The 19,820-nt window shown below is 35.9% G+C and carries 24 protein-coding genes; 9 read left to right on the forward strand and 15 right to left on the reverse strand.

Annotated elements, in window-relative coordinates:
- Positions 1 to 42: 42 nt before the first annotated feature.
- The 9 genes from BV906_RS01695 to BV906_RS01735 form a co-directional block, all read right to left on the reverse strand.
- The gene (locus BV906_RS01695) at positions 43 to 633 is read right to left on the reverse strand and encodes a helix-hairpin-helix domain-containing protein (RefSeq protein ID WP_087971735.1); all 591 of its coding nucleotides are present in this window, start codon (positions 631 to 633) and stop codon (positions 43 to 45) included.
- A gap of 121 nt (positions 634 to 754) precedes the next feature.
- Positions 755 to 1,507 carry a class I SAM-dependent DNA methyltransferase gene (locus tag BV906_RS01700; protein WP_087971736.1) on the reverse strand — a complete coding sequence of 251 codons (753 nt, stop codon included), beginning with the start codon at positions 1,505 to 1,507 and terminating at the stop codon, positions 755 to 757.
- A gap of 3 nt (positions 1,508 to 1,510) precedes the next feature.
- On the reverse strand, positions 1,511 to 1,867 hold the full coding sequence (rsfS, locus tag BV906_RS01705; RefSeq protein WP_087971737.1) for a ribosome silencing factor: 357 nt from the start codon (positions 1,865 to 1,867) through the stop codon (positions 1,511 to 1,513).
- Positions 1,868 to 1,871: 4 nt separating this feature from the next.
- Positions 1,872 to 2,444: a bis(5'-nucleosyl)-tetraphosphatase (symmetrical) YqeK gene (gene yqeK / locus BV906_RS01710; protein WP_087971738.1), complete on the reverse strand. Its 573-nt coding sequence runs from the start codon at positions 2,442 to 2,444 to the stop codon at positions 1,872 to 1,874.
- Positions 2,434 to 3,000: a nicotinate-nucleotide adenylyltransferase gene (locus BV906_RS01715; protein WP_087971739.1), complete on the reverse strand. Its 567-nt coding sequence runs from the start codon at positions 2,998 to 3,000 to the stop codon at positions 2,434 to 2,436. Before BV906_RS01715 ends, yqeK begins: the two co-directional genes overlap by 11 nt.
- A 59-nt stretch (positions 3,001 to 3,059) precedes the next feature.
- Positions 3,060 to 3,350 (reverse strand): ribosome assembly RNA-binding protein YhbY, encoded by a 291-nt coding sequence (gene yhbY / locus BV906_RS01720; protein WP_087971740.1) that lies wholly within the window; start codon positions 3,348 to 3,350, stop codon positions 3,060 to 3,062.
- A 1-nt stretch (position 3,351) separates the two neighbouring features.
- Positions 3,352 to 4,197 carry a shikimate dehydrogenase gene (gene aroE, locus BV906_RS01725; RefSeq protein WP_087971741.1) on the reverse strand — a complete coding sequence of 282 codons (846 nt, stop codon included), beginning with the start codon at positions 4,195 to 4,197 and terminating at the stop codon, positions 3,352 to 3,354.
- 12 nt (positions 4,198 to 4,209) lie between these two features.
- Positions 4,210 to 5,310 (reverse strand): ribosome biogenesis GTPase YqeH, encoded by a 1,101-nt coding sequence (gene yqeH / locus BV906_RS01730; RefSeq protein ID WP_087971742.1) that lies wholly within the window; start codon positions 5,308 to 5,310, stop codon positions 4,210 to 4,212.
- 2 nt (positions 5,311 to 5,312) lie between these two features.
- Complete coding sequence (locus tag BV906_RS01735) at positions 5,313 to 5,837, reverse strand: YqeG family HAD IIIA-type phosphatase (RefSeq protein ID WP_281254101.1); 525 nt, start codon at positions 5,835 to 5,837, stop codon at positions 5,313 to 5,315.
- Between the two features lie 389 nt (positions 5,838 to 6,226).
- Here BV906_RS01735 and BV906_RS01740 point away from each other — a divergent pair, with 389 nt between their 5' ends.
- From BV906_RS01740 to sigK, 9 genes are all read left to right on the forward strand, one after another.
- Positions 6,227 to 6,373, forward strand: coding sequence for a sporulation histidine kinase inhibitor Sda (locus BV906_RS01740; protein WP_087971744.1), 147 nt, complete (start codon positions 6,227 to 6,229; stop codon positions 6,371 to 6,373).
- Positions 6,374 to 6,725: 352 nt separating this feature from the next.
- Positions 6,726 to 9,047: a Na+/H+ antiporter subunit A gene (locus BV906_RS01745; RefSeq protein ID WP_087971745.1), complete on the forward strand. Its 2,322-nt coding sequence runs from the start codon at positions 6,726 to 6,728 to the stop codon at positions 9,045 to 9,047.
- A complete protein-coding gene (locus BV906_RS01750) occupies positions 9,048 to 9,386 on the forward strand; it encodes a Na(+)/H(+) antiporter subunit C (RefSeq protein ID WP_087971746.1) in 339 nt (112 codons plus the stop codon).
- Positions 9,379 to 10,860, forward strand: a complete 1,482-nt coding sequence (locus tag BV906_RS01755; RefSeq protein ID WP_087971747.1) for a Na+/H+ antiporter subunit D — start codon at positions 9,379 to 9,381, stop codon at positions 10,858 to 10,860. The genes BV906_RS01750 and BV906_RS01755 overlap by 8 nt, the downstream gene beginning before the upstream one ends.
- 7 nt (positions 10,861 to 10,867) lie before the next feature.
- The gene (locus BV906_RS01760; protein WP_087971748.1) at positions 10,868 to 11,344 is read left to right on the forward strand and encodes a Na+/H+ antiporter subunit E; all 477 of its coding nucleotides are present in this window, start codon (positions 10,868 to 10,870) and stop codon (positions 11,342 to 11,344) included.
- Positions 11,341 to 11,646, forward strand: coding sequence for a monovalent cation/H+ antiporter complex subunit F (locus BV906_RS01765; protein WP_087971749.1), 306 nt, complete (start codon positions 11,341 to 11,343; stop codon positions 11,644 to 11,646). Before BV906_RS01760 ends, BV906_RS01765 begins: the two co-directional genes overlap by 4 nt.
- Complete coding sequence (gene mnhG / locus BV906_RS01770) at positions 11,633 to 12,025, forward strand: monovalent cation/H(+) antiporter subunit G (protein ID WP_087971750.1); 393 nt, start codon at positions 11,633 to 11,635, stop codon at positions 12,023 to 12,025. Before BV906_RS01765 ends, mnhG begins: the two co-directional genes overlap by 14 nt.
- Before the next feature lie 623 nt (positions 12,026 to 12,648).
- On the forward strand, positions 12,649 to 14,127 hold the full coding sequence (locus BV906_RS01775) for a UDP-N-acetylmuramoyl-L-alanyl-D-glutamate--2,6-diaminopimelate ligase (protein WP_087971751.1): 1,479 nt from the start codon (positions 12,649 to 12,651) through the stop codon (positions 14,125 to 14,127).
- Positions 14,128 to 14,254: 127 nt separating this feature from the next.
- Positions 14,255 to 14,959, forward strand: coding sequence for an RNA polymerase sporulation sigma factor SigK (gene sigK, locus BV906_RS01780; RefSeq protein ID WP_087971752.1), 705 nt, complete (start codon positions 14,255 to 14,257; stop codon positions 14,957 to 14,959).
- A gap of 41 nt (positions 14,960 to 15,000) precedes the next feature.
- On the opposite strand, the gene mtnN is transcribed toward sigK, so the two are convergent.
- From mtnN to mltG, 6 genes are all read right to left on the reverse strand, one after another.
- Entirely contained in the window at positions 15,001 to 15,687 is a 687-nt protein-coding gene (gene mtnN, locus BV906_RS01785; RefSeq protein ID WP_087971753.1) for a 5'-methylthioadenosine/S-adenosylhomocysteine nucleosidase, read from the reverse strand.
- Positions 15,688 to 15,721: 34 nt separating this feature from the next.
- Positions 15,722 to 16,393 carry a YrrS family protein gene (locus tag BV906_RS01790; protein ID WP_087971754.1) on the reverse strand — a complete coding sequence of 224 codons (672 nt, stop codon included), beginning with the start codon at positions 16,391 to 16,393 and terminating at the stop codon, positions 15,722 to 15,724.
- A gap of 165 nt (positions 16,394 to 16,558) precedes the next feature.
- Positions 16,559 to 17,035, reverse strand: coding sequence for a transcription elongation factor GreA (gene greA / locus BV906_RS01795; RefSeq protein ID WP_087971755.1), 477 nt, complete (start codon positions 17,033 to 17,035; stop codon positions 16,559 to 16,561).
- 125 nt (positions 17,036 to 17,160) lie between these two features.
- Positions 17,161 to 17,793: a uridine kinase gene (gene udk, locus BV906_RS01800; protein ID WP_087971756.1), complete on the reverse strand. Its 633-nt coding sequence runs from the start codon at positions 17,791 to 17,793 to the stop codon at positions 17,161 to 17,163.
- Between the two features lie 18 nt (positions 17,794 to 17,811).
- Positions 17,812 to 18,456, reverse strand: a complete 645-nt coding sequence (locus BV906_RS01805; RefSeq protein WP_087971757.1) for an O-methyltransferase — start codon at positions 18,454 to 18,456, stop codon at positions 17,812 to 17,814.
- A 145-nt stretch (positions 18,457 to 18,601) separates the two neighbouring features.
- Complete coding sequence (gene mltG / locus BV906_RS01810) at positions 18,602 to 19,720, reverse strand: endolytic transglycosylase MltG (RefSeq protein ID WP_087971758.1); 1,119 nt, start codon at positions 19,718 to 19,720, stop codon at positions 18,602 to 18,604.
- Between the last annotated feature and the right edge of the window lie 100 nt (positions 19,721 to 19,820).

Below are 19,820 nucleotides of genomic sequence, written 5' to 3' on the forward strand. Positions count from 1 at the left end.
TTTGCTGAAACTTCGTCAATCTAACTTATTGAAATTCACTGACTATGGAATCTGTATTTCCTCTTGCAAATTCTCCAATGTTTTCTGTCCAATGCCAGATACTTGAAGCAAATCTTCCAGTGTATTAAAGAAACCATTTTCCTCTCTGTATTGGATAATCGCCTGTGCTTTTGATGGGCCGATACCCGATAATGTTTCTATTTCTGTTTGCGTTGCATAATTTATCTTAACTTTTCCATTACTAGTATTATCAGCTGTACTTCCTTCACTAACATTTCCAATTTTAGGTACGTCGATAATCATTTCATCTTGGACCTTTTGTGCAAGATTAACTTGTGATTGATCTGCATCTGATGTAAACCCTCCTGCCATACTAATGACATCATTTATTCTCAAATCTATCTCTATTTCATAAACACCGGGGTTTACAATTGCACCTTTTACATCAATTATCGCTGTACTGCCTTGCTGACTTGTTTCTGGCTCTTGTTCTAATAGGTTCTCTGATGTTTTTAATTCATGTATATCATTCGTAAGTTGCGCACTTTCTTCTTCTTTCGTAAATACAAGGAATATTATAATGACTACCGCAGCAGCTATAAAAAATGAGGACTTTTTGAGGATTTCAAGCAACTAAAGGGATACCTCCTTTCAATCATGGTTTCTGAAGATTCTTTTAAGACGTGGTTCTCGTATATCTATTCGACATTAATGATAAAATCCCTGCAATGCAGAAAAGACCGGGAAATGTTACTTATCCCGATCTTTTTTCAGCCAAAAAGAAAATTCTCTCTGACTTTGTATTAATATTATTTTCTTTTAATGAAAAATCAGCATACAATTCCAAGTTTTCAAAACCTGTATCAATTAAAAGTTTTTTAAAAAATTCAACAGGGTGTGTCCTCTGATGGTGAAATTCATCAAATCTCACATACTCATCACCAACTCGCGAGAAAAAAGTGAGATCATGAAACATTTCACCGCGTTCCTCCCCTTCAGAACAAAACCAAATATAGGATGCATCATCTGTTACATCTGCAAACGTTTGATTCAGATAATTTTCTTCAACTTGATAAAGGGAGTGGACATCAAAAATAAAAAGTCCACCAGCCTTTAAAGAGGTAGCAACATTTTCAAATGTTTTCTTCAGATCATCTGGACTTGTAATATAATTGATTACATCACAATAACTGATTGCAGCGTCGTATTCGCTTAGACCTTCAAGCGTAATTAAATCTTGGTGTAACCATTGAATGGAATGATTATTTTTACTTGCTTTATGTTCTGCATATGTCAACATGTCAGCAGAATAGTCCACTCCAGTCATTTGGTAGCCCATATCTGCTAATCGGCTCGTGATTTCGCCGGTACCGCAACCAAGATCAACTATTTTGTTAATCTTTTTATCGGAGTTGTTAATTATTTTTTCTGTAAAGTCTACCCATTCGGCATACGGTGCATTCAACATTAATTGATCATATAGGTATGCCATTTGCTGATAGGCCATAACTTAACCTTCCTGCCCCAATTGCAATGGTACAAGAGCCGCATCTCCCCATAATCTTTCCAAATTATAGTAGTGACGTTCATCTTTATGGAATATATGACATACGATATCACCTATATCTACCAGAACCCAGCGTGCCTGTTCAAATCCTTCCATTCTTTTAACGGGTATATCCTTTTCATTCATTGCATCCTGAATACCTCTGGCAATAGCCTGTACTTGTCTTTCTGTGTTGCCATGGCAAATCAGAAAGTAATCTGCTACAAGTGACACTTGATTCATATCCATTGCAATAATGTCTTCCGCTCGCTTATCGTCACAAGCTTCAGCGATAATTCCTACTAATTCATTATGTTCCATATAATTAAATCCCTCCATTTAATTGTCGTGTTAAATCATTATATGCATAAAAAGTGTCCGGATAAACGGCTGCATTCTTACCCATTAAATGACTAATTGTATTTTTGGATGCCATCCAACATGCTTTCGTCAAATCCAGCTCCGCCATCTCTCTAACTTCTTCAACACCAGGGAAATTCCTGCCAGGCTCAATATAATCAGCAAGAAAAATAACTTTGTCCAACTTACTCATATTAGCTCTTCCTGTTGTATGATAATGAATTGCATCTTGTATTTCACAATCCGTTATTCCATGTTCTGCTTCAACTAGTAATGCCCCAACAGGTCCATGCCATAATTCAGAATGGTACTTGAGAAGGTCTTTCGGTAATGTTGACTTCTTAATCCAATGTTCCATTTCTCTTAGCGGACGATATTTCGCGTAATCATGAAAAACTGCCGCAAGTTCAGCCTTTACTGCTGACTCATGATATGTTTGAGCAAGCTTTACTGCTGTATCTACCACACGGAGCGTGTGCTTGAATCTTGCATCTGTTAAATGTGGTTTGACTTTTTCAATTGCCAAATCAATTTCCATATAAATGATTCTCCTTGATATAGGAAACGACAGGATCAGGTATGATATAGTTGACAGACCTTTTGGACCTTAACCATTTTCGTAACATAGTAGATGAAATATCAATCATTGGTATGTCAACTTCCGTTATAGGATATCGCGTATTTAGTTCATAACCGGAACGTTTAACACCAATAAAGTTTATAATTGAAAAAAGTTCATCCACCTTGTACCAATTTGGTAGATACTCAACCATATCTGCCCCAATGATAAAATAAAACTCTTTATCTGGGTACTGCTCCTTTAGAATTTCCATTGTATCTAATGTATATGATTTACCTGTACGTTCTATTTCAATTGTATTTACTTTAAAGAAAGGATTGCTGTTTGTTGCCAACTGCAGCATCTTAATCCGTTCAGATGCCGTTGTCTTTGCAGCATTTTTATGTGGTGGTGTATAGGTTGGAATGAACCATACTTCCTTCAATCCCATAGCAAGCCTGACTTCTTCTGCAACTAAAAGATGCCCTAAATGTGGCGGGTCAAATGTACCGCCCAATATTCCAATCCGCTCCATTTACAAACCCCTTTGACATTTATTGTCTTTACGAACACTTTAGGTTGCTTAAGTTTTACCTAAGGTAGTTGCAGATTTTTATTTTCTTTTGATTCCTTATATAATACAATGTTTTTCCCTATAATCTGTACAATATCTGATTGCGTACCTTCCGATAACTGCTTTGCAACTGTATCTTTGTCCTCCAAACAGTTTTGAAGAATACTCACTTTTAAAAGCTCTCTTTTCTCTAAGGCTTCTGAGATTTGTTCGATCATATTTTCATTTACGCCAACTTTACCTACTTGAAAAATTGGTTTTAAATGATGTGCTTCAGACCTTAAAAATCCTTTTTGTTTTCCTGTTAACATATTATCTTCCTTCCAATATATCTTTTAATTTTACTTCCATATCATCCATTTTTATTTTCTTACCTGTCCATATTTCAAATGCATATTGGGCTTGATATAACAGCATTGTATGACCTTGATGTGTCATAGCACCTCGTTCAGCCGAACATCTCAAGAATTTTGTTTGTATGGGCTGGTAAACAATATCACTGACAATTGCATTTGTTTTAATATTGTCTGATTTTATAATCGTATCATTTTGTTTTGGTTTCATGCCAACAGAGGTTGTTTGGATAATGAGATCATAGTTTCCAGCATGTTTCTCGGCCTCTTCCAATGAGAGTATTTCCGTTTGTGCTGAAGAATTAGCTGCCTCAGTAATCTCCTCGGCACTGGCCCGTGTTCGATTCGCTATATCAATTGTTGTGAATCCGGAAGCATCCAAGGCGTAATAAATCGCTCTTGTGGCACCCCCAGCTCCAAGTAATAATACCCGCTTCTTTTTATCCGTGAAAAGTTCGGGATACATACTTTCCAAAGAACGCAAATAACCAATTCCATCCGTATTATAACCAATCCACCTGCCATTTTTATTTACAACTGTATTGACAGCACCCATTTTCCTTGCTGTTTCATCCAATACATCCAGAAATGGTATAATTGCCTGCTTATATGGAACAGTGACATTAAAACCATCTATCTGTTCCTTTTTTAACCGATTCATTTGTTCTTCAAAAGAGTCTTCCGGATTGATTTCATTAATTGTATACGTCCCCTGTAAATTAGCTTTCTCAAGAAATTGCTCATGTATCCAAGGGGAAAGGGAATGTTTAATCGGATAGCCGATTAGTTTTAAATGATATACCAATAGGAACCCTCCTTACAAAAGCGAGTTGCGAATTGAAACCGCGACACCTTTTGGACTATGTGCTGAAACTGTTGTATTTGCGCCAGTTATGCTTACCCAACCTAAACCAGGGAAAACAATATCTGTTTTATTCCCGTCTATCTTAAACGTACTAGAAACCAACTTAGGTAATTGTTCGAGTGTTTTCTCATTTGGTGGAGAAAGCATTTCTCCTACATGATTAGCGTATAGTTCATCAGCTTTTTCCAGCTTCGTGCGATGAATGGATAAATCATTTGAAAAATAACAAACAAATGATTGCCTGTCTCCTTTTATAAAATCAATCCGGGCTAAGCCGCCGAAAAATAAGGTTTGCTGGCTGTTTAACTGGTAAACTCTCGCTTTGATTTCCTTTTTTGGTGTAATAATCTTAAGATCTTCTTCAGAAATATAATGGGCCATCTGCTGCTTATTGACAATTCCTGGTGTATCGATCAATGCTGAAGTTTCATCCAATGGAATCTCAATAAAACCTAAAGTAGTCCCAGGGAAGTAGGATGTCGTTATCACTTCCCCTATACCTGTTGATTGCTTAATCAAACGGTTAATAAAAGTGGATTTCCCTACATTTGTTGTCCCTACAATATATACATTTTTATTATTTCGATATTCTTCAATCTCATGGGTAAGCTCCTCAATGCCTGTCCCCTTCACAGAAGAGATTAAGAAAACATCCTTTACTTTTATTCCAGCTTCTTTTGCTTCTGACCGAAGCCATTGCTCCAAACGATTACGATTTGTCGATTTTGGCAGAAGGTCTAGTTTATTGCCAACTAGTATAATAGGATTGTTTCCTGTTATTCTTGGAAGGCTTTTTATTAAACTGCCATTTACATCAAAAATATCAATTACATGAACAACAAGTCCATTTGCTTCCCTTATTGAGCTTACCATCTGAAGGAAGTCGTCATCTGTAATCGAAACCTCTTGTATTTCATTATAATGTTTTAATCGGAAGCATCGCTTACATAATATATTTTCCTTCTCCAATGATGAAGAAGGCGTATAACCTGTAGCCTCCGGATATTCTGTCTGGATTTTCACTCCACACCCTTGGCAATATATTGTTTCCAAATCTATTCCTCCCAGCTAATTTTACCTTTACGTCTAAAATAGTTCAGTATTTTACGTTCAATTTTACGATTAAACCTTGTTATTTTTCCATCGGTCTGGACAATTGGTACAACTAAAATCGTGTAAAAACCAGACAGATTACCACCAAGTACATCGGTCAATAACTGATCACCGATGACAACGACTTCTTTCTTCTTTACTTCCATTTCTCTAGCAACTGTCTTAAATGCATTACTCAATGGTTTTCTTGCACTGTAAACAAAGGGAGTGCTTAATGGTTCAGAGAAAATTTCAACGCGTTCTTTGTTATTGTTTGAAATAATCGTTACTTTTATATCATGGTCCTTCATTAGCTTAAACCATTGGATAACCTCTGGTGTAGCATCCTTTACATCCCAGGCTACTAGTGTGTTGTCCAGGTCAGTAATTATCCCCTTAATACCTCTTTTTTTTAATGCCTGTGGTTGTATATCGAACACACTCTTCACATGTTCGCTTGGCAAAAAATAACTTAACATCCATAACACCTCGAGTACCTTTAATTAGTATTATTAAAATACAATACCTCATTATAACCTAATCCTATAATAACTTACTATAGTTTTACAGTGAAAACCGTTTGTTGTCTATTAAGAACCAATAAATTATATCTATATGTGTAAAAACATATCGAAATCACCGAAGAATCGGTAAAAAACGAAAAAATCGTTCGACAAATTACATCCTTTTCCGCATTGTGGATAACTTTACTAACATTAGAAACGGTTTAAATTTGGTCTTAAATTGTTAATTTAACAACATTATACACAAGTTATCTACAACCTGATGTAGATAACTTGTGCCTTGTCCTCTCCAGTTAAACATGGTAAATTATTAATAACTTCAAACTAGAATAATTTTTTAGGAGGGCTGTATTATGGAAAGTTTATCAGATGAGTTATTGCTGGAGTCCTATTATACAGCATGTGAATTAAAATTAAGCCCTGATTTCATTTCACTTTTTGAAGAAGAGATCCATAAAAGATCTTTAGCCCATAAAATTAAACAATCAAAATTTGGTTAAAATCATATGTTTTCAATGTTTTATTCTTTGCCTACTATCACTTGTTCGTTAACCTATGATTATGAGATTTTTGTAAGTTCAAAGACCCCTATCTAATTGATAGGGGTCTTTTCTTTTAATGACAAAATCAATTGTGGTAAACTAATGGTAAGTTTTATTTTTACATAGTAGAGAACTGATTTGATTGTATTATAAACCCGTATTATATCAACATAGTTCATACTTCCAACCAATAGCAGTTACACTAAACCCTGTAGATCTGCCCCGATCTCTATCAATTAAAGCCACTCGATAACTTTACAAAATCGAAGAAAACAATCTATGTTTTTCAGCTAAGGAGGAATACCATTTGATGATTTATGCAATTTTTGCCCCATTATTTTTGGCTCTATTTGTTCCATTGTTAAGTAGGATAAAAGATAAAATACATACTGGTGTTTTCGTGTTTTTCATACCGTTTGTCATTTTTCTGTACTTTGTAAGATTTATTGGTAATGATTTTCAACCAATTAGGGAGACGGTAAATTGGATACCTTCCATGGGAATAAATTTTGATTTCTATCTCGATGGTTTAAGTTTACTATTCGTGCTTCTTATTAGTGGTATTGGTGCATTAGTTGTACTTTACTCTGTATTTTACTTGAGTAAATCGGAGAAACTGGGGTCTTTCTACGTCTACTTACTAATGTTTATGGCAGCAATGTTAGGTGTTGTACTTTCCGATAATGTTTTCGTGCTTTATACATTTTGGGAATTAACATCTATATCTTCTTTCTTGCTTATTGGGTACTGGAATTTTAAAGAACGTTCAAGATATGGTGCACAAAAATCGATGCTTATAACGGTATTTGGTGGATTAAGCATGCTTGGTGGTTTTATCCTTTTGACAATCATTACTGGAACAACAAGTATTCAGGGGATGATTGGACAAGTGGATGTCATTTTGAGCAGTGATTATTTACTTTTAATACTTGTATTAATTTTATTGGGTGCTTTTACAAAATCAGCTCAATTTCCTTTCCACATTTGGCTACCAGATGCAATGGAAGCTCCGACACCAGTCAGTGCTTACTTGCACTCTGCTACAATGGTCAAGGCAGGGATCTATCTTGTAGCAAGATTTTCACCGATATTCTCTGGCTATGAATGGTTCTTTATCATCGTAAGTCTCGTAGGTCTCCTTACTATGTTATGGGGTTCGTATATGGCTGTAAGGCAAACCGATCTAAAAGCAATCTTAGCTTTTTCGACAATCAGTCAGCTTGGTATGATTATGGCCATGCTTGGATTCGGAACTGAGGCTGCTGTATTTGCGGCAATGTTCCATATTTTAAACCATGCTACATTTAAAGGAAGTCTCTTTATGATTACTGGTATCATTGATCATGAAACAGGGACAAGAGATATTCGTAAACTCGGTGGTTTAATGACATTTATGCCAATGACAGCAACGCTTGCCTTGTTTGGAACCTTCTCCATGGCCGGTGTCCCATTACCATTCTTAAATGGATTCTATAGTAAAGAATTGTTCTTTGAATCTACACTTGGTTTGGATGGTGCCAATTTCCTTAGTCAGCTAATTCCTTATATTGCAGTGATTGCAAGTATCTTTACATTTGTCTATTCCATGTATTATTTCTTTGGAGTATTTACTGGACCAAATCATGTCGGGAAATTACCTAAGAAGCCACATGAAGCTCCATTTGGAATGTTGATCGCCCCTATTATTCTGATCCTAGGAGTAATCTTAATCGGTCTCTTCCCAAATATGGTAAATGCACCATTCTTGCAACATGCAGCAGAGGCTGTAAATAGTGGAGTGGAATATCAAGAAATCTATTTTTGGCATGGATGGACTAGCCCAGCCTTTATTATGTCTCTAATTGTTGTTGGTGTAGGAATTATTCTCTTCCTAACCCGAAAAAAATGGACTGGAATTTATCGTGTATTACCTGGAAATTTAAGTTTCAATAAAGTGTATGATAGTTTGTTGAAAAAGGTTGATACGTACTCTGCGGGTATAACTAACGTTTATATGACCGGCTCATTAAAAACATATATGGTACTCATTCTAGGTGCCATGTTTATCGTTACCATCTCATTCATGCTGATTACAGATGGACTTACCATTAGTTTTGATGATATTGCTGAAATAACAATACTGGAAGTATCCGTAGTAATCATCATTATTATTGGTGCTATTGCAACTCTATTTACTAGGAGTAATCTTGCATTAGTTTTAGTTACAGGTATTGTTGGCTACGGCGTTTCCATGCTGTTTGCTATCTATCGTGCACCAGATATTGCATTAACACAACTTGTTGTAGAAACAATTTCAATTGCACTGTTCCTTCTTTGTTTCTATCACTTGCCTAAATTAAAGAAACGAGAAGAAAGTGTCGGGTCCAAAACAGTAAACATTATTATCTCAGTCGGATTTGGTTTAATGATGACCTTGATTGGTATTTCTGCCCATAGCACAAACTGGTTTGCTCCCATATCTGATTATTTCGTGGAAACCTCTTACACACTTGGTGGTGGGAATAATATAGTTAACGTAATTCTTGTAGATATGCGTGGTTTGGATACATTGTTTGAAATTACCGTGCTAGGGATTGCAGCCCTGGCTATTATTGGCCTCATTAAACTAACTAGTAACAAGGAGGCGAAATAATTGGAAATTATTATTTTGATACTTGCTGGTGTCTTGTTTGCAACAGCAATCTATAATTTATTACAAAAGCAATTGTTTCGAATTATTATTGGTACGGTTCTATTATCACATGGTGCACATCTATTCATTTTAACAATGGGGAAATTAAAAAGAGGTCAGCCGCCAGTGCTGACCGATGGAGTAACAGATTATAGTGATCCATTGCCACAGGCTTTAATTCTCACATCTATTGTTATAAGTTTCGGTATTACAGCCCTCTTACTGGTATTGGCATATCGAACTACACAGGAAAACAAAACAGATAATATGGAAGAGTTGAGGGGTAATTCAAATGAGTAATTTAGCAGTTCTACCAATAATTATACCTTTAATATCCGCGATAATTCTTATATTTTTCAATTCAAAAGTAAAAGCTTCGAGGATTTTAACTCAGCTATTTTCTTTAATTGGCCTTGGAGTTTCCGGATATGTTGTTTGGCAGGTTGTAGCAAATGGAACCATTGTGCTTGAGACAGGAGAATGGATCGCACCGTATGGTATCATTCTAGTTGTTGATACGTTGGCAGCAGTACTAGTACTGACAACAAATATTATTTCTGTAGCTGGTGCTTTTTACGCCCCGTATGCAGGGTTGGGAGAAAAAGAAAATTACTATTTTTATCCTTTTTACTTTTTCCTAATTACTGGTGTATCCGGTGCCTTTATAACTGGTGATTTATTTAACCTCTTTGTATTCTTTGAAGTTTTATTAATGGCTTCTTATGCGTTAATTGTACTCGGTGGCGAGAAAGTTCAGCTAAGGGAGTCCGTCAAGTATTTATTGGTCAATCTATTTTCATCCATGCTGTTTGTTACAGCCGTTGCATTCCTTTATGGGACAGTTGGAACGATTAATATAGCGCAGGTCGCTCAACGAGTGCAGGAAGTTGATCAGCAGGGAATCTTAACAACGATAGGAATATTGCTCTTTTTCGTTTTTGCGACAAAGGCTGCGGTCTTCCCTCTTTATTATTGGTTACCAAACTCTTACATAGTACCAAACCCTCTTGTTTCTGCATTGTTTGGTGCTCTATTAACCAAAGTTGGTATCTATTCATTAATAAGAGTGTTTACATTGATTTTTATTCATCAAATAGATTTAACACATGATTTATTTATTTGGATAGCAGGTCTATCGATGATTTTTGGAGTGATTGGTGCTCTATCAACCAATAATGTTAAATTAATTATTGCTTATAACATCATTCCAGCGATTGGTTATATTTTAATGGGGATAGGAATTTTTAACCAAGAAGCGCTTAGTGGCTCCGTGTACTATTTAATTCAGGATATGATTGTTAAGGCTGCGCTATTCCTGCTTATTGGAATCATCGTTTATGTTGCAGGCACATCAGATCTCCGCAAAATGAATGGACTTATCCATCACTATCCTCTTCTTGGATGGTTACTATTTATTTCAGCTTTCGTACTTGCTGGAATACCACCATTTAGTGGATTCATTGGAAAGCTGCTACTGCTCGAAGGTGCATTCAGGGATGGTCATATTATCATTGCAATAATCGGATTGCTTACAAGTTTACTGATTCTTTATTCGATCATCAAAATATTTGTAAGAGGATTTTGGGGTGATAAAGAAGCAATGGAAGGGATCGAAAAGAAGCCTATTAAAGGGATGGTCGCACCAGTGATATTTCTATTATTACTCACCGTTATACTAGGTGTTGGAGCAGAATTTTTCTATCCAATTGCAGATTCAATTGCTGCTTACCTATTAGATCCAGAAATCTATATTGATTCTGTAATGAAGGAGTAGATAAACGATGGCATTTCAGATAGTAATAAATTTAATCATTGCAGTTATGTGGATGTTTTTAAGTGAATCATATACAGTACCAAGCTTAATAACTGGTTTTCTATTCGGTGTCCTTCTCTTATTATTATTGAGACGGTTTCTCCCAGGTGGATTTTATCTTACTCGAGTATTTAAAGCGATAAAGTTAATCTTAATTTTCTTTAAAGAGATGGTGATGTCCAATATTGATATGATTAAGTATATCTATTCACCAAGACCGATACGAGAGCCAGGGATATTTGAATACCCACTGGAATTAAAAACTAATTGGGAGATCACATTACTAACAAGTCTTATTTCTCTCACACCTGGAACATTATCGATAGCAATTTCTAATGATAAAACGAAGCTCTATATACATGCAATGAATATAGAAAGTGTAGATGAAGAAATTAAATCGATTAAAGAAACATTTGAAAAAGGAATTATGGAGGTGACAAGATGACGGAACTACTCCAAACAACAGAAAGTCTACTTGAAATTACAGTATATGTTGGCTTTGCAGGCATTTCAATTTCCTTGTTTCTCCTCATGTACCAAATTATTGTAGGACCGTATAATGTTGATCGTGCAGTAGCCTTAGATACAATGGGTATTATTCTAATGGCTGTAGCAGCACTTCTTTCTATCTTGCTTGTAACCGATAAATTGAATGATATTGTATTATTAATTGGTGTTCTTGCTTTTCTTGGAACTGTAGCGATAGCAAAATACCTGGAAGCGGGTGTTATCATTGACAGAGATTGAAGCATTATTTCATATTATTGTTAACATCCTTATCATTCTATCGATCCTTACAGGAACCTTTTTTATTATATCGGCAGCGATTGGCGTAACTCGCTTTCCAGATGTTTATACAAAGTTGCACGCAGCCACAAAGGCATCCACTTTAGGAGTTATCGGCATACTAATCGGCGCTTTCTTGTTCCTGTATTTGCAGCACTCCATTATAAGTGGAAAACTGTTGCTTGCAATTGTATTCATTCTTCTTACGAATCCGGTGTCTGCACATATGATTTCAAGAGCAGCACATTTGAAAGGTGTAAGGCCTGTATTAAATAATCGCAAAGATGAGTATGCAGAAGCAATGGAAAAACTAAAAGCACAAGAATCAACAAAAAGGTGACTATCTATTTAGTCACCTTTTTTGTTTATGATTAAAATTATAAACGATAGGGAATTATAATTAATGGCTGTTACTTATAAATTAAGGCTGCGTTACTTGTCCCACAAAAATGTTTATGCTACAAAATCTCTACGAAGTAACTGCTGGTTGATTATTATCAGTATGCAGAAACTTCTGAGATCACACTGGGAAATATACTGCACGCATCCTAAGGCGGCGCCTGGTGAGCCTTTCCTCCCCTCCCGCTGGAGTCTTCGTATATATCCCAGAGCTGTTTAGAAGTTTACAAATTATTAACTGCATTAGTGATTGTTATAAAAATCTCATCATTTAGCTTCGCCAGTCCAGCATCGCTGTGGGTGGTTACTTCTGCGGGAAAAGCACGTGTCCGAAGACCCCACAGAGTGGGTTTCTCGGACGGTGGTTTGAAGCCGTGCCCTTAAGGTGCGCATCCGCTCGCAGTAATCCCAGACGGCGGATAATAGTCATCTTTGGCAAGGTGTATGTACTTCGGAGTTTATCTCAACTCTGCATGGTTAAGAAGCAACAACATTAATCAAAGAGCCTAATTTATAGTACCTTTAAAATATAAACAGTGGTTAAAGTGAGGTTTATTAAAAACAATGAACACATACGAATTACTTGACTGTCTAAAAATGAAAGAAATACATGGTAATTTACCAGATAAAATAGATGCCCTTTATGACGACTCTAGAAAAGTTGATAAAAACTCTCTTTTCATCTGTATCCGTGGTTACACAGTTGATGGACACGATTATTATTCAGAAGCGATAAACAACGGGGCAACCCTTATTATTGCAGAAGAAAAATTAGATATTGGATTAAATCATGTTGCATTAGTTGTTGTAAAAGATACATCAAAGGCATTATCACTCCTTGCCTGTAAATTCTATGACTACCCTTCCAGAAACTTAAATATATATGGTATAACAGGGACAAATGGAAAAACAACCGTTGCTTCTTTAATCAACCATGTATTGAAAAGTTCTGGATATGAAACAGCTTTAGCTGGCACAAACGGATCAGTGCTCGTTGATGAATATAATAGTAGCCCAAATACAACTTGTGACGCACTAACAAATCAACAAATGATTAAGAAAGCATGTGATCTTGGTATTCGCAATATGGTTATGGAAGTTTCCTCACATGGATTGGCCCAAGGAAGACTATGGGGAGTTGAATTTGATATTGTCACCTTCACCAACCTAACCCAGGACCATTTAGACTATCATGATACGATGCATGATTATGGATATATAAAGGGGCTATTATTTGCACATTTAGGAACTGACCTGACAAAAGAAAAATACGTTATTTTAAACAAAGATGATGCATGGTTTCAAACATATGCCGTGATGGCACCTGTAGAAGTCATATCTTATGGAATTCACAGTGATGCGCATTTTAAAGCTGAAAATATTACCACCCATGAGCATGGAACAAATTTCACACTGCTAACTCCCCATAAAACCTTTGAATTAAATATGCATTTATTGGGTGAATTTAATGTCTACAATGCACTTGCTGCAATCACATCCCTTTATGCAAAAGGAGAAATTTCATTAGAATCCATTGTAGAATATATTCAAGAGATAAAGCCTGTAAGTGGTAGGATGGAGAAAGTGAAGATAGATTCTCCTATTTCTATTTACCTTGATTATGCACATACCCCTGATGCTATCGAAAAGGCCATTAAAACGGTATTGCCTTTTAAAAAGAATAAGTTAATCTTTGTTGCTGGTACTGGTGGGGACCGGGATGAATTAAAAAGACCTCTGATGGGTGAAAAAGCATCTGCAGCTGATTTTGTTATTCTAACTGTTAACGATCCACGTTTTGAAGACCCCGTCTCTATTCTTTACGATATGGAAAAAGGAATGCGCCATCATAACTATACAATGATACCGGACCGGAAGGAAGCTATCCACCAGGCAATTGATATAAGTGAACCAGGAGATATCGTGATTATTGCAGGTAAAGGTCAAGAAGATTATCAAATTATTGGAAACAAAAAGCAGCCACATAGTGATATGAAAATAGCGTTGGAAAAATGCAGTTTTAAATACAATTTTAAAGTCTGACAACGATTTGTAAAGATTTTTTTCATGGACAGACACATTTGAGTCCCATGCGTCATAAAGATGTTATATAGGTAAATGCCCCAAAACACATCTTAACGCAGACGAAACACCTGGGAGGTGATTGTGTTTGTCCGGAATTTTATCCGTTCTTGCTCTTGTAATTAAGGAAGCCCTCTTTTTCGTTTCCTATGTAAAAAATCATGCATTTCCACAGCCCTTACCCTCAGATGAAGAAGCGAAATACATTCAAGAAATGCAAAATGGTAGTGAAACAGCCAGGAATAAGTTAATTGAACATAATTTAAGACTTGTCGCACATATTGTTAAAAAATTCGAGAATACAGGCGAAGACATGGAAGATTTAATTTCCATCGGTACCATTGGATTAATAAAAGGTGTTGAGAGTTACTCTTCTGGTAAAGGTACGAAACTGGCAACATATGCAGCCAGGTGTATTGAAAATGAAATACTGATGCATTTAAGAGCTCTTAAAAAGGTGAAGAAGGACGTATCTCTACATGATCCAATTGGTCAGGACAAAGAAGGAAATGAGATAAGCCTAATTGACATCTTAGAAGCAGAAAATGATAATGTAATCGAATACATCCAATTGAATATGGAAATAACAAAAATGCAAAAGTATTTCTCTATCCTTGATAAACGAGAACGTGAGGTTATTGTATACCGCTACGGTCTAAACGATTATAATGAAATGACACAAAGAGAAATAGCAAAAAAGCTGAATATTTCGAGAAGCTATGTATCACGGATTGAAAAAAGAGCCTTAATGAAAGTATTCCATGAGTATTATCGAAAGGAAAGACTAAATTAAAGTAGAAGCGTCTGAATGTAATGTTCAGCGCTTCTGCTTTTTTAGTCTTTAATCATATTCATTATTAATTTTGCAGCATTTTTGGCAGCTTTCTCAAGAAACTGATCAAAGGATATAGATGACTTTTTCCCTGCAATATCAGATAATGCACGAATAATAACAAATGGCTTCTCATATTGATAGCATACTTGAGCAACAGCGGCGGCTTCCATTTCAGATGCAAGCATCGTCGGAAACTTTTCACGGACAAATAACACTCTTTCAGGATCTTCCATAAAAGTGTCACCTGTTGCAATAATTCCTTTTTCATAATTTATATCCAAGTTGTACGTGGCAGATACTGCCTTTTCAATCAGCATTTTATCAGCCGTATACATTGCAGGGTGACCAGGTACTTGTCCATATGCATAGTCAAAAGCAGTCACATCTACATCATGATGAACGACTTCGGTAGAAATAACCACATCCCCTACCTCCAGTTTTTCTGCAAATCCCCCTGCTGAGCCAGTATTAATAACATATGCAGGTGAAAAACGCTCATGCATAATCGTTGTTGCCATTGCAGCATTCACTTTTCCAATTCCTGATTTTAAGAGAACGACATCCTTTTGATGTATCTTTCCTTCTATAAACAGGCAATTAGCAACTGTTTTTTCTTGGCTATCTGTCATATTTTCCATTAATAACGCAATTTCTTCATCCATTGCACCAATAATTCCAATTTTCATGATGTATCCTCCCATTTAGTAATTATCAAGGTTCTTACTTTTTATCATTTTCGATGAGAATTTCAACTTTAGTTGGTTGCCATCCCTCGTTTTCTATCCAAGAAAGAAAGACACGGTAGACTTCTGTTTCTGCCTTATGGGAGACTGTTGCAATTGCTTTTTGATCGCCATTGTTACCAACCCACCATTCCACCATTTCACTCTCAGGAATACCTGTGACCATGGATGCTGCGCTTTTTATTTCTATTCGATCCTGAGAACCATCATTGAAATTCATGGTATGTGGACCTTCCTGCTCTGTTCCAACCGGTTCCCAGTTACCAGTATATGCTTCTTCAACATTATCATCAGATGGTTCTGCTGGTTCTGTTTGTTCTTCCTCATTTTCTTCACTATTGTTTTCGTCTTCTTCAGATTCATTTTCTTTCTTTGATTCCTCATCTGTAGTCGAGTTATTTTCAGAAGAGTCATTTTCTGTTTCTGAACCAGATTCTTCATCATCTTCCTCTGTAATCAGGAAATCTGAAGATTTTTCTTCCTCGTTCGCTGTTAAATCTGTTTCGCTATCACCGCCACCGAAAAACCATATACCCAGTAATAATAGTAGCAGAAATGCTCCAACTATAAGGAAAATAGAAATCGTCTTTGTATTTTTTCTACGTTTTTCAAATTTGTTCAAGCGTGAATGTTTGTCTGATTCGCTCACTTCTATTCCCTCCTATCATCTATATTATAGTATCATATTTTTGGATATATGCCGATTCAAAACCAACGATAAAACAATAGTTTCTAACGCATTTCTGTTAACTAAAATAATTAAATTCGAACATGAAAAAAAGCGGGGGCTGTCCCCCCGCTTTTACTTGATTCATTAATTGACTTTTACAATTCTTACTTGTATATCTCCACCAGGAGTTGCAACAGCAACTTCTGTTCCAATTTCATGTCCCAATAAACTTTTTGCCATTGGAGAATCATTGGAAATCTTACCTTCAAATGGATCTGCTTCGGCACTACCAACAATCATGTAAGTTTCTTCTTCTCCATTAGGTAATTCTACAAATGTTACGGATTTCCCTAAGGAAACAATATCTGGATTATCGTTATCATTTTCAATAATGACAGCATTACGAATCATCTTTTCTACTTGTGTAATACGTTGCTCAACAAAAGCTTGCTCATCTTTTGCTGCATCATATTCGGAGTTCTCGGATAAGTCACCAAAATCTCGTGCAACTTTTATACGTTCTACAACTTCCTGTCTTCTATCTGTTTTTAGAACATGTAATTCATTCTCTAATTTTTCTTTCCCCTCTTGAGTCATATAATAACTTTTCTCTACAGCCATTAAAAACACTCCTTCTCTTCACTATGCAAACAAAATAAGCTTTAAAGCTTATGTGATAAGTATTAAAAATATACTATTAAATACTATGCCAGATTTGGTTTAAATTTTCAATATTTTTGGCCACATTACTTTATATTTTTTGATAAAATATTCTCGATCTTCGTTGCCATGATATCAATGGCAACATGATTTTTTCCACCTTCTGGAATGATAATATCTGCATATCGTTTTGTTGGTTCAATAAATTGCAAATGTGATGGTCTTACATTATTAATATACTGATCGATTACCGAATCAAGATTACGTCCCCGCTCTTTAATATCTCTTAAAAGTCTGCGAATAATCCGTAAATCTGCATCTGTATCTACAAATACCTTAATATCCATTAAATCGACCAGCCTGGGATCATCTAAAATTAAAATACCTTCCACAATGATAACTTCTTTCGGTTCAACATGGATAACTTCATCTGATCTAGTATGAATTTTGTAATCATAAACAGGCTTTTCAACTGGTTTATGATCAAGAAGTTGATGTAGATGATTTATTAATAAATCATTATCAAATGCAAATGGGTGATCATAGTTTGTATTCAATCTTTCTTCCAGTGGAAGATGTGTTTGATCTTTGTAATAGTAATCTTGTTCAATAACAAGTATTGTTTTATCCGTAAAACGTTGGCATATGGAGCGGGTTACAGAGGTTTTCCCACTGCCGCTTCCTCCTGCTACACCTATAACTACTGGCTTATCTCTCATAGCTTGCGTGGAACCCCTTTACTCACTTATTTTATAACTTACTGCTACCCCATCACCTATAGGAATAATGGAAGTAGTAAACTTTCGATGATTCATCAGCATTTTATTGTAATCCCTTAATTTTTCAACCATTTTCGTATACCTTTTTGGTACATTCACCGGCTCTGCAACATAACCCCTAAACAATACATTATCCGAGAGAATAATTCCATTTTTATTCAGCATGGGTTCTGCAAGTTCAAAAAAACGACTGTATTGCCCCTTTGCAGCATCAATGAATATCAAATCGAACTGGTGATCATGATTGGATAGTTCCAAAAGCTTCTCCAGTGCATCCCCATGGATTACCTCTATCTGATCTTGCTTTTGTAGTTGATTAATATTTTCGATTGCCTGCTCGTAGCGCTGTAAATCTTTTTCAATCGTTATAACAGAAGCATTTGGATTGGCCTCAAGCATCCTTAATGCTGAATAGCCTATCGCAGTACCTACTTCTAATATTTTATCAGGTTTTTTCATCCGAATCAGTTGCATAACAAAATGGATACCAACACGATCCATGATAGGAACACGACCAGATTTAGCTTGCTCTTCTAATTCCTGAACCCATTCATGTTGTGTGGGAAGTATTTCCGCTAAATAATGTTCCTGCTTTTCATTCATTTTAACTACCTCGTTATTTAAAGTTCTCTATTTAAATGGGAAACTTGACATTCGCCAATACGCTGGACGCATGTCAAGTTTTCATTTATGCAGATAGGTGTATGTGTTAAAACTTTCTATCTGCAAACCAACTTCACAATTCAAGTTAATTTATATGCTCGTCCTTATTTTGTAAATGCTCATCATACGTTTCAGCATAGTATATATTTCCTTCTGAATCATGAAGGAAGTATATATAGTCGGATTCAGCCGGTTCAAGTACAGCCTTTAGTGAATTTTCGGCAAAATTCGAGATGGGACCAATTGGAAGAGTATCAATGTGATACGTATTATATGGTGACTCAATCTCTAGATCCTTGTATGTCACCGTTTCATTGTGTACTCCAAGTGCATAAAGGACGGTTGGATCTGTTTGTAATGGCATACCTACTTCCAGTCGATTATAGAATACACGCGATATTTGCCTGCGTTGATCCTCACTTGCGGTTTCTCTTTCAACTAAAGAAGCAAATGTAAGTGCTTCATGAACAGTGAAGTCCATTTGTTCCAGATCCGCTGCATATTTAGAATATACATCTTGCGTTTGCTGTAACATCGTATCAACTATTGATTCAATGCTCGGTTCTTCCTCATAAAAATTATATGTAGAAGCAAAAAGATAGCCCTCAAGTGGTGTCCTGATTTCTTCTTCAAGAATTGTTTCGGATAAAAGATCCGGATAGTTTCCAATTAATTCCTTAATATAGGCTTCATCATTAACCTGATTAAGAAAATCCTCTTTTGTGAATTCAAATTTATCATCGTAAATCTCTGCAATTTGATTAACAGTCATGCCCTCGGGTATTGTAATCTTATGAACTGGTTCGATCATAACTTTACCATGTTTTAGCGACTCAATAATTTCATCAAATGTAACTGCAGTTGTGAATGTATATTCTCCTGCTTGGAACTCTGTTTCATTATTAATTTTAGTATAAATACGGAAAATACGCTGGTCTTTTATTATACCATTTTCTTCTAATATCGCAGCAATCGTTGATGTTGAAGAACCAATCGGTATATCGACAGTAATCTGTTCATCGCTTTCTCGGTCAACAGGTTGTAGTGCAGATTTAACATACAGATAACCAGATATACCTCCGATTAAAAGTATTAATAGGAAAGCTATTAGGATGATAAATACAATCTTTCTAACAGTACTGGCTTCCTGACTTCTCGCTATAAGATTATCTTTAAAACTGCCATTATTTTTTTCTTTAGACATCAAGAATCCCCCCTTCGTCCGCTATATTATACTAAAATAGTGGATTACAAGCAAAAGCTGATGTCGCATTCCTGACATCAGCTGCTTTCAATCATGGATC

Source organism: Oceanobacillus rekensis (assembly GCF_002153375.1).
Lineage (GTDB): Bacteria > Bacillota > Bacilli > Bacillales > Amphibacillaceae > Oceanobacillus > Oceanobacillus rekensis.

What these genes read in the sequence shown, in the direction of transcription:
- rsfS (WP_087971737.1), bottom strand. Translation starts at nt 1,867, where the DNA reads ATGGAACATAATGAATTAGTAGGAATTATCGCTGAAGCTTGTGACGAT.
- BV906_RS01740 (WP_087971744.1), top strand. Translation starts at nt 6,227, where the DNA reads ATGGAAAGTTTATCAGATGAGTTATTGCTGGAGTCCTATTATACAGCA.
- yqeK (WP_087971738.1), bottom strand. Translation starts at nt 2,444, where the DNA reads ATGGAAATTGATTTGGCAATTGAAAAAGTCAAACCACATTTAACAGAT.
- BV906_RS01775 (WP_087971751.1), top strand. Translation starts at nt 12,649, where the DNA reads ATGAACACATACGAATTACTTGACTGTCTAAAAATGAAAGAAATACAT.
- BV906_RS01755 (WP_087971747.1), top strand. Translation starts at nt 9,379, where the DNA reads ATGAGTAATTTAGCAGTTCTACCAATAATTATACCTTTAATATCCGCG.
- BV906_RS01765 (WP_087971749.1), top strand. Translation starts at nt 11,341, where the DNA reads ATGACGGAACTACTCCAAACAACAGAAAGTCTACTTGAAATTACAGTA.
- BV906_RS01745 (WP_087971745.1), top strand. Translation starts at nt 6,726, where the DNA reads ATGATTTATGCAATTTTTGCCCCATTATTTTTGGCTCTATTTGTTCCA.
- BV906_RS01805 (WP_087971757.1), bottom strand. Translation starts at nt 18,456, where the DNA reads ATGAATGAAAAGCAGGAACATTATTTAGCGGAAATACTTCCCACACAA.
- BV906_RS01700 (WP_087971736.1), bottom strand. Translation starts at nt 1,507, where the DNA reads ATGGCCTATCAGCAAATGGCATACCTATATGATCAATTAATGTTGAAT.
- BV906_RS01760 (WP_087971748.1), top strand. Translation starts at nt 10,868, where the DNA reads ATGGCATTTCAGATAGTAATAAATTTAATCATTGCAGTTATGTGGATG.
- udk (WP_087971756.1), bottom strand. Translation starts at nt 17,793, where the DNA reads ATGAGAGATAAGCCAGTAGTTATAGGTGTAGCAGGAGGAAGCGGCAGT.
- BV906_RS01715 (WP_087971739.1), bottom strand. Translation starts at nt 3,000, where the DNA reads ATGGAGCGGATTGGAATATTGGGCGGTACATTTGACCCGCCACATTTA.
- mltG (WP_087971758.1), bottom strand. Translation starts at nt 19,720, where the DNA reads ATGTCTAAAGAAAAAAATAATGGCAGTTTTAAAGATAATCTTATAGCG.
- greA (WP_087971755.1), bottom strand. Translation starts at nt 17,035, where the DNA reads ATGGCTGTAGAGAAAAGTTATTATATGACTCAAGAGGGGAAAGAAAAA.
- mtnN (WP_087971753.1), bottom strand. Translation starts at nt 15,687, where the DNA reads ATGAAAATTGGAATTATTGGTGCAATGGATGAAGAAATTGCGTTATTA.
- yhbY (WP_087971740.1), bottom strand. Translation starts at nt 3,350, where the DNA reads ATGTTAACAGGAAAACAAAAAGGATTTTTAAGGTCTGAAGCACATCAT.